This is a genomic window from Allobosea massiliensis (genome assembly GCF_042655245.1).
In the GTDB taxonomy this organism is placed as follows: domain Bacteria; phylum Pseudomonadota; class Alphaproteobacteria; order Rhizobiales; family Beijerinckiaceae; genus Allobosea; species Allobosea massiliensis.
This window is the reverse complement of record NZ_JBHSLU010000012.1, coordinates 1-13,026: the sequence shown is the minus strand read 5'-3', so window position 1 is coordinate 13,026 and position 13,026 is coordinate 1. Positions and strand designations below refer to the sequence as shown.

The 13,026-nt window shown below is 68.9% G+C and carries 11 protein-coding genes; 10 read left to right on the top strand and 1 reads right to left on the bottom strand.

Annotated features, from left to right (window positions below):
• Window positions 1–121 precede the first annotated feature (121 nt).
• The 3 genes from ACFPN9_RS07375 (at window position 122) to trmB (ending at window position 2,709) form a co-directional block, all read left to right on the top strand.
• The gene (locus ACFPN9_RS07375) at window positions 122–535 is read left to right on the top strand and encodes a helix-turn-helix domain-containing protein (RefSeq protein ID WP_066734868.1); all 414 of its coding nucleotides are present in this window, start codon (window positions 122–124) and stop codon (window positions 533–535) included.
• 163 nt (window positions 536–698) lie between these two features.
• Window positions 699–1,907, top strand: a complete 1,209-nt coding sequence (metK, locus tag ACFPN9_RS07370; RefSeq protein ID WP_066734866.1) for a methionine adenosyltransferase — start codon at window positions 699–701, stop codon at window positions 1,905–1,907.
• 109 nt (window positions 1,908–2,016) lie between these two features.
• A complete protein-coding gene (gene trmB, locus ACFPN9_RS07365) occupies window positions 2,017–2,709 on the top strand; it encodes a tRNA (guanine(46)-N(7))-methyltransferase TrmB (protein ID WP_066734864.1) in 693 nt (230 codons plus the stop codon).
• On the opposite strand, the gene ACFPN9_RS07360 is transcribed toward trmB, so the two are convergent.
• On the bottom strand, window positions 2,684–3,772 hold the full coding sequence (locus tag ACFPN9_RS07360; RefSeq protein WP_197431964.1) for a DUF2336 domain-containing protein: 1,089 nt from the start codon (window positions 3,770–3,772) through the stop codon (window positions 2,684–2,686). The two genes, trmB and ACFPN9_RS07360, sit on opposite strands and share 26 nt — an antisense overlap.
• A 342-nt stretch (window positions 3,773–4,114) precedes the next feature.
• On the opposite strand from ACFPN9_RS07360, the gene rimP reads away from it, so the two are divergent.
• The 7 genes from rimP to ACFPN9_RS07325 all read left to right on the top strand — a co-directional run.
• Window positions 4,115–4,801: a ribosome maturation factor RimP gene (rimP, locus tag ACFPN9_RS07355; RefSeq protein ID WP_082737613.1), complete on the top strand. Its 687-nt coding sequence runs from the start codon at window positions 4,115–4,117 to the stop codon at window positions 4,799–4,801.
• A 5-nt stretch (window positions 4,802–4,806) separates the two neighbouring features.
• On the top strand, window positions 4,807–6,399 hold the full coding sequence (gene nusA, locus ACFPN9_RS07350; RefSeq protein ID WP_066734860.1) for a transcription termination factor NusA: 1,593 nt from the start codon (window positions 4,807–4,809) through the stop codon (window positions 6,397–6,399).
• A gap of 14 nt (window positions 6,400–6,413) precedes the next feature.
• A complete protein-coding gene (locus ACFPN9_RS07345; RefSeq protein WP_082733131.1) occupies window positions 6,414–7,187 on the top strand; it encodes an RNA-binding protein in 774 nt (257 codons plus the stop codon).
• Complete coding sequence (gene infB / locus ACFPN9_RS07340; protein WP_066734858.1) at window positions 7,184–10,024, top strand: translation initiation factor IF-2; 2,841 nt, start codon at window positions 7,184–7,186, stop codon at window positions 10,022–10,024. The genes ACFPN9_RS07345 and infB overlap by 4 nt, the downstream gene beginning before the upstream one ends.
• Window positions 10,025–10,121: 97 nt before the next feature.
• Entirely contained in the window at window positions 10,122–10,550 is a 429-nt protein-coding gene (gene rbfA / locus ACFPN9_RS07335; protein ID WP_066734856.1) for a 30S ribosome-binding factor RbfA, read from the top strand.
• Entirely contained in the window at window positions 10,543–11,490 is a 948-nt protein-coding gene (truB, locus tag ACFPN9_RS07330; protein ID WP_066734854.1) for a tRNA pseudouridine(55) synthase TruB, read from the top strand. The genes rbfA and truB overlap by 8 nt, the downstream gene beginning before the upstream one ends.
• A 158-nt stretch (window positions 11,491–11,648) precedes the next feature.
• On the top strand, window positions 11,649–13,026 hold a 1,378-nt coding region (locus ACFPN9_RS07325), incomplete at its 3' end, for a hypothetical protein (RefSeq protein WP_377816154.1).

Sequence of the window (13,026 nt, the reverse complement as noted above, 5' to 3'; positions counted from 1 at the left end):
TCCCATTTGGAACTTGTAAACCGAGGGGATAGGGTGCCGACCTCCACCGCCTCAAACCAATTGACTATGCTGCCGCCGGAACCCATGCATCCGAGCCAGCGCGAAGAGCCAAGGCAAACCTATGTTAAAAAAAGTCCCCAACCCGATCGACCGCCATGTCGGCAGTCGCGTGCGGATGCAGCGCATGCTCGCGGGCGTTAGCCAGGAAAAGCTCGGCGATGCGCTGGGGCTGACCTTCCAGCAGGTCCAGAAATACGAAAAGGGTTCGAACCGGATCAGCGCCAGCCGGCTCCAGCAGATCGCCAAGATGCTCGACGTGCCGGTGTCGTTCTTCTTCGAGGGCGCTCCGACCGGCGACATGCCGACCGGGGGGTTCTCCGATTCAGCCGCGAATGCCTATGTCTCGGACTTCATGTCGAGCAGCGAAGGCGTGCAACTGACGAAGGCCTTCGTGCGGATCAAGAGCGCCAAGGTCCGGCGCCGCATCATCGACCTTGTCGAGACCCTCGCCGAAGAAGAGCCAGAAAACACCTGAAAACGAGCCCTGATCGTTCGCCCTGTCGAACGATTCTCCCGGTAAACGGTTCGGCGTGCTTGACGCCGAACACGTCCGCTGCAAAGAGGTTGGCCGTTTTTCGTCGGCCGGCTCTGGTCCCAGGGCCGGCCTCCTGCCATCGCTGACCAAGGGTTGTCCCACCGTGTCACGCCAGAATTACCTGTTCACCAGCGAATCCGTCGGCGAGGGCCATCCCGACAAGATCTGCGACCGTATTTCCGACGAGGTCGTGGACCTGTTCTTCAAGGAAGCCGCCAAGGCGGGGATGGACGCCGCGCAGGTGCGCGTCGCCTGCGAGACGCTGGCCACGACCAATCGCGTCGTCATCGCCGGCGAGGTCCGCACCTCGCTCGACGAGAAGGCGATGAAGAGCAAGGTCAAGTCGGCCGCCCGCCGCGCGATCAAGGCGATCGGCTACGAGCAGGACGGCTTCCACTGGAAGAAGTGCAAGATCGACGTGCTGCTGCACGCCCAGTCCGCCGACATCGCCCAGGGCGTCGACGCCTCCGGCAACAAGGATGAAGGCGCGGGCGACCAGGGCATCATGTTCGGCTATGCCTGCCGCGAGACGCCCGAGCTGATGCCGGCGCCGATCTATTATTCGCACAAGATCCTCGAGGTGCTGGCCAAGGCCCGGCACGCCAAGGAAGGCGGCGCCGCCAAGCTCGGCCCCGACGCCAAGAGCCAGGTCACGGTCAAGTACGAGAACGGCAAGCCGGTCGGCGTGACGCAGATCGTGCTCTCGACCCAGCACACCGATGCGAGCCTGTCCTCGGCCGATGTCCGCAAGATCGTCGAGCCCTACATCCGCTCGACCCTGCCCGAGGGCTGGATCTCGAAGGACACCGTCTGGCACGTCAACCCGACCGGCAAGTTCGTCATCGGCGGCCCGGACGGCGACGCCGGCCTGACCGGCCGCAAGATCATCGTCGACACCTATGGCGGCGCGGCGCCCCATGGCGGCGGCGCCTTCTCGGGGAAGGACCCGACCAAGGTCGACCGTTCGGCGGCCTATGCGGCGCGCTATCTCGCCAAGAACGTGGTCGCGGCCAAGCTCGCCGAGCGTTGCACGATCCAGCTCTCCTACGCCATCGGCGTCGCCAAGCCGCTGTCGATCTATGTCGACCTGCACGGCACCGGCAAGGTCGACGAGGCCAAGCTGGAGAAGGTCCTGGGCGAGGTCATGGACCTGACCCCGCGCGGCATCCGCACCCATCTCCAGCTCAACAAGCCGATCTACGCCAAGTCGGCAGCTTATGGCCATTTCGGCCGCAAGGCCGGCCGCGACGGCAGCTTCTCCTGGGAGAAGACCGATCTGGTCGACGCGCTGAAGAAGGCCGTCGCCGCCTGACGCAGACGCAGCCGACCATTCGATCGGGCCGGAGCATGTCGCTCCGGCCCTTTTTGTTTGCTAGGCACGCCGTTCGACCGCCACGCCATCCAGCCAGAAGACCGTCCCGATGACCCATGACCACGATCCCGACCGCGCCTTTTTCGGCCGGCGCAAGGGCAAGGCCCTGCGCGAGGGCCAGAGCGTGATGATCGACACGGCGCTGCCGCGGCTGCGCCTGCCGGAGGGCGAGATCGCCGACCTCAAGGCGCTGTTTCCGCGGCCGGTCGAGGCGGTGCGGCTCGAGATCGGCTTCGGCGGCGGCGAGCATCTGTTGATGCGCATGCGCGAGAGCCCGCAGATCGGCTTCATCGGCGTGGAGCCCTTCATCAATGGCATGGCCAAGTTCCTGGCCGTGATCGAACGCGAGCGCCTGGACAACATCCGCATCTGGGACGGCGACGCGGCGCTGCTCCTGCCGCGTCTGCCGGCGGGCTCGCTCGATGCGATCGACCTTCTCTATCCCGATCCCTGGCCGAAGCGGCGCCAGCGCAAGCGCCGTTTCGTCTCCGACCGCACGCTGACGCTGTTGGCGCGGACGCTGCGTCCGGGCGGACGCTTCCGCTTCGCCAGCGACATCGACGACTATGTCGGCTGGACGCTGGCGCGGCTGGCCCGCTCGCCCGATTTCGACTGGACCGACGAACGGGCCGAGGACTGGCGCCAGCCTTATCCCGGCTGGATCCGCACCCGCTACGAGGCCAAGGCGGTCGCGGCGGGGCGGGTATCGAGCTATCTCACTGCTGTGCGTCGCGCATCCTGAGGAAGCCGAGGACGCGCTGCGCCGTCGGCTGGGCGATGGTGCGGAAATGCTGCCGTGCCCGCTCGATGGCGGCTTCCGACTTGCCGAAATCCTTGCGCAGGCCGATCAGCGCCGCGGCCGTCTCCCAGGACCAGCCGAGCCCCCTCGCGACCAGCAGCACCGCGTCGCGGTCCGGCCCCAGCACGGCCTGCTCGGCCGCCGGCAGGCTCAGCTCGGCCAGCACCGCGACGGCACAGATCGCGTATTCGGTGGCGCCCGAGCTGGCGAAGCGGACGATTGCGGCTTCGTCGAGCTGGTTGGCGTCGCGGAGGCGGTTGATTTCGACCAGCGCCTCGTTGGCGGCCCCCAGATCGCTCTTGATCTGCGCGTCCGCGGCCACGGCGAGCGCGCCGCGCTCGACGGCATCCCCGACGACCTCAGCCATGTCAGGATCGAGCCCGGCCGACAGCCGACGCCGCGCCGAGTTCTTCGCCGCCGCCATGAGCTGGCTAGCGAGTTCGGCCGGCAGATCCTTGCGTTCGCCGAGCGCGGACTGCAGCGCATCGTCCTGATTGGCCCGCATGACGAGGACGCCCATGCCGTGATGGGAGAAGCGCGCGCCCGGATTGGCGGCGATGGCGTGGGTCACCAGGCGGCCGCCGCGCAGGATCAGGAAATCCGTCACGGGCTCGCCGAGCGCGGCGCGCTCGGTGATGGCGAGCATGTGATCGCGCCCCTTCGCCGCGGAGATGGCGACGAGGTCTTGATCGGTCAGGCGGGGCGAGGCGACGAGGACGGGCCGGGCGACGGCGATCTCGTCGAGCGCCAGCTGGCGCACCACGCCGGCCGGTGCATTGGGCACGGGCGCCAACCGTTCAGAGAGTTCGATGCGGGCCCTGAGTTCGATCGCGCGCGAAAGGCGGCCGATCACGACATCGAAAATGCCGACCTGGTCCTCGTCCATGACCGCGGCGGTGCTGAGGAAGAGGTCGGTCAGACGCGACAGGATCTGCGTGCGCTCGTCGGCGGAGCCGCGCACCATCGTCGTCTCGAGATCGCGCAACAGCGAACTGACAGAACTCATACTCATCCCCAAGCAACGCGCAGCGGCATCACCATGACGCAGAAGGATGACCAGCGGGTTAGCGGAATGCCGCACCGGACTTTGCGGGGCTCCCCTGCCGGAGAGGACGCTTGCCAGCGGGGCCGATGCAGACTAAATAGGCGCCAACAGCTCTGGTTTCGGTATCAGCCGATGATCAAGAGCGGGCCGGAAGGTCCGCTCTTTTTTGTTGGCCGCAGCCCAGCCGGGGCCGAGCATGACGCCGATGGCCGGCGGCCCCCGCGCGGCCGCTCCCGGCGCTCCATGCACCATCCTTCGGTCGAAGCCGGGCGCCAGCCCGGCCGAGAGGCAGGCAGCCAGGGCATGAACGAGCCGAACGCCAGCGAACAGGACAACGACCCCCGCCTCGTCGTCGAGAGCGGCGTGGCCGCGCGCGTCGCCGCGATCATCGAGCCCGCCATCGTCGATCTCGGATACCGGCTGGTGCGGGTTCGCGTGACCGGCCAGAACGGCTGCACCGTGCAGATCATGGCCGAGCGGCCGGACGGCACGATGAATGTCGAGGGTTGCGAGGAGGTCAGCCAGGCCGTCTCGCCGGCGCTCGATGTCGACGACCCGATCCAGGTCGCCTACCATCTCGAAGTGTCGTCGCCCGGCATCGACCGGCCGCTCGTCCGCGCCGGCGACTTCGCGCGCTGGGCCGGCCATCTCGCGAAGATCGACACCGAGGCCCCCGTGGCTGGCCGCAAGCGCTTCCGGGGCATCCTGCTCGGAGTCGAGGGCGGCAACGCTCTGCTCGCCCGCGACGACGCCAAGACCGAGGAGGAGCGCCATGTCGCGATTCCGATGGGGCTGATCGCCGATGCAAGGCTGGTGCTGACCGATGCGCTGGTGACCGAGTCGCTGCGCCGCGGCAAGGCCGGGCTGCCGCCCGCGATGCCGCCCGCGGAGGATATCGCCGCGCCGCCCAAGGGACGCAAGAAGTCGCTGGGCCCGCGGCCCGACAAGATTCGCGGACAGACTCCGCCCGACACAACCGAAGAGGAGTGAGCGCCATGGTGGTCGCAGCCAACAGGCTCGAATGGCTTCAGATCGCGGACGCCGTCGCCCGCGAGAAATCGATCGACCGGCAGATCGTGCTGGACGCGATGGAGGACGCCATCGCCCGCGCCGCCCGCTCGCGCTACGGCGCCGAGACCGACGTCCATGCCGAGATCAGCACCAAGACCGGTGAGCTGCGCCTGGCGCGCCATCTCCAGGTGGTCGACAGCGTCGAGAATCCGGCCGTCGAGATCACCGTCGACGAGGCCAAGCGCCACAACCCGGCCGCCCAGGTCGGCGACGTGATCGCCGATCCGCTGCCGCCCTTCGATTTCGGCCGCATCGCCGCCCAGGCCGCCAAGCAGGTCATCGTGCAGAAGGTCCGCGAGGCCGAGCGCGATCGCCAGTACGACGAGTACAAGGACCGCATCGGCGAGATCGTCAACGGCGCCGTCAAGCGCGTCGAATACGGCAACGTCTTCGTCGATCTCGGCCGCGGCGAGGCGATCATCCGCCGCGACGAGATGATCCCGCGCGAGACCTTCAAGGTCGGCGACCGCGCCCGCGCCTATGTCTACGACGTGCGCCGCGAGCCGCGCGGGCCGCAGATCTTCCTCTCCCGTACCCATCCGCAGTTCATGGCCAAGCTCTTCGGCCAGGAAGTGCCGGAGATCTATGACGGCATCGTCGAAGTGAAGGCGGTGGCCCGTGATCCGGGTTCGCGCGCCAAGATCGCCGTGATCAGCCGCGATTCCTCGATCGACCCCGTCGGCGCCTGCGTCGGCATGCGCGGTTCGCGCGTGCAGGCCGTGGTCGGCGAGCTCCAGGGCGAGAAGATCGACATCATTCCGTGGTCGCCCGACGTCGCGACCTTCGTCGTCAACGCGCTGCAGCCGGCGGAAGTCGCCAAGGTCGTGCTCGACGAAGAGGCGGACAAGATCGAGGTCGTGGTGCCCGACGAGCAGCTCTCCCTCGCGATCGGCCGCCGTGGCCAGAACGTTCGCCTGGCTTCGCAGCTCACAGGGTGGGACATCGACATCCTGACCGAGGCCGAGGAATCCGAGCGGCGCCAGAAGGAGTTCGTCACCCGCACCGACATCTTCATGAACGCGCTGAACGTCGACGAGACGGTCGGCCAGCTGCTGGCCTCGGAAGGCTTCCGGACGGTCGAGGAGGTCGCCTATGTCGATCCCTCCGAGCTCGCCTCGATCGAGGGCTTCGACGAGGAGACCGGCGCCGAGATCCAGTCCCGCGCGCAGGAGTATCTGGCCGCGGTCGAGGCCGAGTTCGACGAGAAGCGCCGGGCGCTGGGCGTCGAAGACGGGCTGCGCGAGGTCGCCGGCATCACCACCGCGATGATGGTCGCGCTGGGCGAGAACGACGTGAAGTCGGTCGAGGATCTCGCCGGCTGCGCCACCGACGATCTCGTCGGCTGGACCGAGCGCAAGGACGGCGAGACCACCCGCCACTCCGGCTATCTCGACGGCTTTGACCTCTCGCGTCAGGACGCCGAGGCCATCATCATGGCCGCCCGCATCCAGGCCGGCTGGGTCGAGGCTCCGGCGGAGGAAGCCGAGGACACCACCGAGGCAACAGCCGAGGCCTGAGCCGGGAGCGCGCCATGAACGCGGCTGCGGCGCGCGGTCCGCGCGAAACGCCCCAGGCCCGTCGCGACGGGCCGGAGCGCAGCTGCGTCGTGACGCGGGCGGTCAAGTCGCCGGACGATCTGATCCGCTTCGTCGTCGGCCCCGATGGCGTGCTGGTGCCGGATCTGCGGCGCAAGCTGCCGGGGCGCGGCGTCTGGGCCAGCCTCAGCGCCGCGACCGTCGCCGAGGCGATCAAGCGCCGCGCCTTCGAACGCTCGCTGAAGACCAAGGTCGTCGTGCCGCCCGATTTGGCTGCGACGATCGACCGGTTGATGCACAAGGACGCGCTGCAGGCGCTGGCCATGGCCAACAAGGCCGGGCTCGTGCAGGCGGGGTTCGCCAAGGTCGAGGCGATGATCGGCTCCGGCCAGTGCGCCGGCGTGATCGAGGCACAGGACGGCGCCGAGGATGGGCGTCGCAAGATCGGCCAGGCGCTCCGCCGGGCCGAAGTCGCCCGCGAAGAGGCCGGTCTGAAGGCGCGAAAGCTGCCTGTCGTGGCAATTTTCGCGAGCGAAGATTTGGAATTGGCGTTAGGCCGCCCACATGTGATACATGCGGCGCTTGCTCCGGGACCGGCGGCGGAGGGTTTCCTCTCCCGCTGGCGTCGGCTCGTTCGCTATCGGACGGGCGATGCCGGCGCAACCGACCCGGATAAGCCGACCGGTGCCAACCCCGCAGGCGACGATTCCGTAGACCAACGAACGACCGAACCGGCTGGACCGAACGCGGCAGGACCGAGCACAGAATGAGCGATACCAAGACCCCGGGCGACAAGACCTTGACCGTCAGCCCCCCGAAGACCCTGAGCCTGAAGCGTCCCGTCGAGCAGAGCACTGTCCGGCAGAGCTTCTCGCATGGGCGGTCGAAGCAGGTGGTCGTCGAGGTCAAGCGGCGTGTCGCCGGCCCGGACGCCAAGGAGGCCCCCGCGCCGCGTCCCGCCGCGCCGCCGGTGCAGCAGGCCGCTCCGCGTCCGGCTCCGGCCGCGCCGACGCCGCCGGCCCGGCCCGCCTCCGGCATGCTGCTGCGCACCCTTTCAGAGGACGAGAAGGAAGCGCGCCAGCGCGCCCTCGCCGACTCCCGCGATCGTGAGGCTGAAGCCCGCCGCATCGCCGAGGAGGAGGCCCGCGCCCGGGCTCTCGCCGCGGAGCGTGAACGCCAGGAGCGCGAAGCCGCGGCTGCGCGCCAGCGCGAAGAGGAAGAGCGCCGCCGCCAGGAGGAAGACCGCAAGCGCCGCGCCGAAAGCGCCGCCCGCCAGCGGATGGACGAGCCGCAGGCTCCGCGTGCGCCGCAGCCGCCGCGCGATGTCGCGCCCGCGGCTCCCTCGCAGGCGCCGTCCTCTCCGCCGCCCGCCGCTGCCGGCTATGCGCCGCGCCCGGCCGCCGCAGGCCCGCGACCCGATTTCGCGCCCCGTGCCCCGATGCGGGATGTCGGCGCGCGTCCGCCCCGGCTCGATTCCCGTCCGCCGCGTCTCGACACGCCGCGCCCCCCGCGCGTCGATGCCACGGCTCCGGCAGAGCCCGCCATCACCCGTCCGACGCGTCAGGCGCCGTCTGCCGCCACCCCGCGCAGCCGTCCCGATGATGGCGAGGCGAGGCCCGCTTTCCGCCGCCCCGGCGGTGGTGCGGGCGGCCCGCCGCGAGGCGCCCCGGCTCCGGCTCCGAAGACTCCCAAGGTCGGCGAAAAGCCGCGCGGCCGCCTGACGCTGTCGACCGCGACCGGCGGTGACGACGAGCGCACGCGTTCGGTCGCCGCCTTCCGCCGCCGCGTCCAGCGCATGACCGGGCACCGCGCCTCGGACGTCGCGAAGGAGCGCGTGATGCGCGAGGTGATCATCCCCGAGACGATCACCATCCAGGAACTCGCCAACCGCATGACCGAGCGGGGCGTCGACGTCATCCGCCTGCTGATGAAGCAGGGCGCGATGCACAAGATCACCGACGTGATCGACGCCGACACCGCCCAGCTCGTCGCCGAGGAAATGGGCCACACCGTCAAGCGCGTGGCGGAATCGGACGTGGAAGAGGGCCTGTTCGACACGCCCGACACGGACGAGACGCTGCTGCCGCGCCCGGCCGTCGTGACCATCATGGGCCATGTCGACCACGGCAAGACCTCGCTGCTCGACGCGATCCGCCAGACGCATGTTGTCTCGGGCGAGGCGGGTGGCATCACCCAGCATATCGGCGCCTATCAGGTGACGACGCCCTCGGGTGCGAAGGTGACCTTCATCGACACGCCCGGCCACGCCGCCTTCACGGCGATGCGCGCCCGCGGCGCCAAGGTCACCGACGTGGTCGTGCTGGTCGTGGCGGCCGATGACGGCGTGATGCCGCAGACGGTCGAGGCGATCAACCACGCCAAGGCCGCTGGCGTGCCGCTGATCGTGGCGATCAACAAGATCGACAAGTCCGACGCCAGCCCCGAGCGGGTCCGCGCCGAGCTGCTGCAATACGAGATTCAGGTCGAGTCGCTGGGCGGCGAGACGCTCGAAATCGAGGTTTCGGCCAAGACCGGCAAGAATCTCGACAAGCTGCTCGAGGCGATCGCGCTGCAGGCCGAACTGCTCGAGCTCAAGGCCAACCCCGAGCGGGCAGCCGAAGGTACCGTCATCGAGGCCAAGCTCGATCGCGGCCGCGGCCCGGTGGCGACCGTGCTCGTCCAGCGCGGCACGCTGCGCACCGGCGACATCGTCGTAGCCGGCTCCGAATGGGGCCGCGTGCGCGCCCTGATCGGCGACACGGGCGCCCAGATGAAGGAGGCTCCGCCCTCCATGCCGGTCGAGGTGCTCGGCTTCAACGGCACGCCGGAAGCCGGCGACCGCGTCGCGGTGGTCGATTCCGAAGCCCGCGCCCGCGAGATCACGGATTATCGCGAGCGTCAGCGTCGCGACCGTCTCGCCGCGCGCGGTGCTGCGTCGGGCGCCGGCCGCTCGCTCGCCGAGATGATGCGCGAGCTCAAGGAAGGCGCCGGCCGCAAGGAGTTCCCGCTCGTCATCAAGGGCGACGTCCAGGGTTCGGTCGAGGCCATCGTCGGCTCGCTGGAGAAGGTCGGCAACGAGGAGGTGCGCGCCCGCGTGCTGTCCTCCGGTGTCGGCGCCATCACCGAATCCGACGTCACGCTGGCCCAGGCCTCCGGCGCGGTGGTGATCGGCTTCAATGTCCGTGCGCATAAGGAAGCGCGCGAGGCGGCGGAGCGCACCGGCGTCGAGATCCGCTACTACAACATCATCTACAACCTGATGGATGATGTGAAGGACGCGATGTCGGGCCTGCTGGCACCGACGCTGCGCGAGACCATGCTCGGCAACGCGCAGATCCTCGAGATCTTCAACGTCTCGAAGGTCGGCAAGATCGCCGGCTGCCGCGTCACCGACGGCACGATCGAGCGCGGCGCCAATGTCCGCCTGATCCGCGACAACGTCGTGGTTCACGAGGGCAAGCTCGCCCAGCTCAAGCGTTTCAAGGACGACGCCAAGGAAGTCGTGGCGGGCCAGGAGTGCGGCATGTCCTTCGAGAACTACCAGGATATGCGCCCGGGCGACGTCATCGAGTGCTACCGCGTCGAGGAGATCAAGCGCACGCTCTGAGGCGTCCGCTTCGACCCAGGCTGATCATGGCCGGGCTTGCCCGGCCATGATGCTTTTATCGACCGTCCGTCCGGTCCGATCCCGGAGAACGAGAATCATGGCAAGACCCGCAAAACCCTCCGGCCCCAACCAGCGCCAGCTGCGCATCGGCGAAGTCATCCGCCACGCGCTGGCGGAGCTTTTGTCGCGCGGCGATATCCATGACGAGGTGCTGGCCCGGCACGTCATCACGGTCCCGGAGGTGCGCCTCTCGTCCGACCTCAAGCTCGCGACCTGCTACATCATGCCCCTCGGCGGCGGCGACGTGAAACCGGTGCTGAAGGCGCTCAACGACCACAAGCGCTATATCCGCGGCGAGATCGCGCATCGTGTGAACCTGAAATTCGCGCCCGATATCCGCTTCCTGGCGGATGAGAGCTTCGCCGAGGCCGAGCGCGTCGATGCGATCCTGTATTCCGACAAGGTGCGTCAGGACATCCTGAAGCAGCCGCTGCGCATCCAGACCGACGAGCAGGACGATGACTGAACCGGCCGCACCGGATCTCCTCGAACCCCAGGGTCAGAGCTTCGCGCCGCGTCCGAAGAAGCGCGACGTGCATGGCTGGGTCGTGCTCGACAAACCCGTCGGCATGACCTCGACGCATGCGGTGGCGGTGGTCAAGCGGGCTTTCGCGGCCAAGAAGGCCGGCCATGCCGGCACGCTCGATCCGCTCGCCTCGGGCCTGCTGCCGATCGCGCTCGGCGAAGCCACCAAGACCGTTCCCTTCGTGATGGACGGCCGCAAGGCCTATGAGTTCACGGTGGCCTGGGGCAGCCAGACCGACACCGACGACACCGAGGGCAAGGTCATCGCGACATCCGAGGCGCGCCCCGAGGAGGCCGCCATCGCGGCTCTGCTGCCACGCTTCACCGGCACGATCAGCCAGGTACCGCCGCGCTTCTCGGCCATCAAGATCGCTGGCGAGCGCGCCTACGATCTCGCCCGCGACGGCGAGGAGGTCGTGCTCGAGGCGCGACCGGTCGAGATCGACGCGCTGCGCATCGTCTCCCATTCAGCGGAGACGACGACCTTCGAGGCGGAATGCGGGAAGGGCACCTATGTGCGCGCCATCGCCCGCGATCTCGGTCTGGCGCTCGGCTGCCTCGGCCATGTCGCGCATCTGCGGCGCACACGGGTCGGCCCCTTCGGCATCGCCGACGCGACCTCCGTCGACGCGTTGCGCGAGAGCGCGGACAGCGCTGCCGGCGCCCTGCGGCCGGTGATGGCAGCATTGTCGCTGATCCCGGAGATCGCGATCAGCCGCGATGCGGCGATGCGGCTCAAGCGCGGACAGAGCGTATTGTTGCGTGGACGCGATGCGCTGCCGGCGAGCCCTGCGGTCTACGCCACCTGCGGCGGCGTGCTGATCGCCATTGGCGCGGTCGAGCAAGGCGAATTCGTGCCCCATCGCGTCTTCAATCTCTGATCGCGACGCCCCCAGAACCGCGATTCGAAAGCTCGCGTTAACGGCCGGGGGCCTATTTCTCGGACGACAACGCTCCGATTGGTGCGGGTCGAAGCCGTCTCAGAACGGCGCGACCTGCCAACCGGATTCGAGGCGGCGGCCGTCGGGGATTGAGCGCCATGCGCGTCACGCATTTTCTCATCTGCACCATCGCGGCCGGCGGCGCCGCCATCCTGGCGAGCGGCTATGTCGCCTACCAGCAGATGCAGGCCCTCTCGACGGCGCGGGAGACCCGCAGCCTCGTCGTCGCCTCCGAGGCGATCAGCCGGGTGATCGAGCGCGCGGCGATCGAGCGTGGCGGGATGACCCAGGTCATCCTCTCGGCCGATCCCGACGGCAAGATCGCCGCCACGGCCAAGCAGTCGGCCCAGGACACCGATGCGCGCGTCGCCCAGATGCAGCAGAGCGTCGCAGAAACGAGCTTCGGCAAGCGCTCGGAATTCGCCGGGCCGGTGGCGCAGATCGCGCCTCGCCTCACCGAGGCACGCCGGATCGCCATGGCGGAGGGCAGCAAGCCCCTGCAGCAGCGCGACCCCAAGGTCGCCCAGCAGTTCAGCGCGACGGTGCTCGAATTGCTCAACCAGCAGACCGCGCTGCAGCGCCAGATCGGCGCGCGGATCGGCGACATCAATCCCGAGGTCAGCAACACCGTCTCGCTCGGCGAGTTCGCCACGACGATCCGCGAGGCGGCCGGCAGCCGTTCGGTCCATTTCACCCAATATGTCGGCAGCGGCGTGAAACTGACGCCGGCGGCGACCTCGCAGGTCGACCGCTTCAGTGGCCGCATCGAACAGCTCTGGGTGCTGATCGACCAGGCGGTCGCCCAGATGGAGGTGACGCCCCAGCTCAAGGCGGCGCTCGCCACCGTGCAGACCGGCTTCCGCGAGGAGGAGGCCAAGACCTACCGCACCATGTATGAGGCGGCGCGCGACGGCACGCCGCCCGGCATGAGCCTGACCGACTGGCGCGCCTGGACGCAGAAGTCCCTCGCCACGATCCTCCAGATGCGCGACGCCGCCTTCAGCCAGGCCACGGCCGAGATCGATGCCGGCATCACCAAGGCAGGCTGGCAGCTGGCCCTATCGCTCGTGGCGATCCTCCTGGTGACGGGCACCGTCATCGGCATCGTGTGGCTCTTCCAGCGCGGCGTGGTCCGGCCGCTGGGGCAGCTCGCGGAGTCGGTCGGGCTGATGCTGTCCGGCGCTGACGATGCGCGGATCCCGTCCAAGGTCGGCATGGTCGAGGTCGATGCGATCAGCCATGCGCTGGGCGATTTCCAGGAAAACATCAAGCGCATCCGCGCGCTCGAGCAGCAGGAGCAGGCCGCGGCCGCGGCTCGCCTTGCCCGCGCCCAGTCGATGGAAGCTGTTGTCTCCGATGTCGGCGAGGTGGTCGCGGCTGCGGCCGCCGGCGATTTCTCGGCGCGGCTGCAGATCGACCAGGCCGACGCGCAGATGCAGAAGCTCGTCGCCGGCATCAACGAGATCAATGCGGTGG

Excerpts from the sequence above, each read along its gene's own strand:
- rbfA (WP_066734856.1), top strand. The coding sequence starts at position 10,122 with ATGGCAAGACCCGCAAAACCCTCCGGCCCCAACCAGCGCCAGCTGCGC.
- trmB (WP_066734864.1), top strand. The coding sequence starts at position 2,017 with ATGACCCATGACCACGATCCCGACCGCGCCTTTTTCGGCCGGCGCAAG.
- nusA (WP_066734860.1), top strand. The coding sequence starts at position 4,807 with ATGGTGGTCGCAGCCAACAGGCTCGAATGGCTTCAGATCGCGGACGCC.
- infB (WP_066734858.1), top strand. The coding sequence starts at position 7,184 with ATGAGCGATACCAAGACCCCGGGCGACAAGACCTTGACCGTCAGCCCC.
- truB (WP_066734854.1), top strand. The coding sequence starts at position 10,543 with ATGACTGAACCGGCCGCACCGGATCTCCTCGAACCCCAGGGTCAGAGC.
- rimP (WP_082737613.1), top strand. The coding sequence starts at position 4,115 with ATGAACGAGCCGAACGCCAGCGAACAGGACAACGACCCCCGCCTCGTC.
- ACFPN9_RS07375 (WP_066734868.1), top strand. The coding sequence starts at position 122 with ATGTTAAAAAAAGTCCCCAACCCGATCGACCGCCATGTCGGCAGTCGC.
- ACFPN9_RS07360 (WP_197431964.1), bottom strand. The coding sequence starts at position 3,772 with ATGAGTTCTGTCAGTTCGCTGTTGCGCGATCTCGAGACGACGATGGTG.
- ACFPN9_RS07345 (WP_082733131.1), top strand. The coding sequence starts at position 6,414 with ATGAACGCGGCTGCGGCGCGCGGTCCGCGCGAAACGCCCCAGGCCCGT.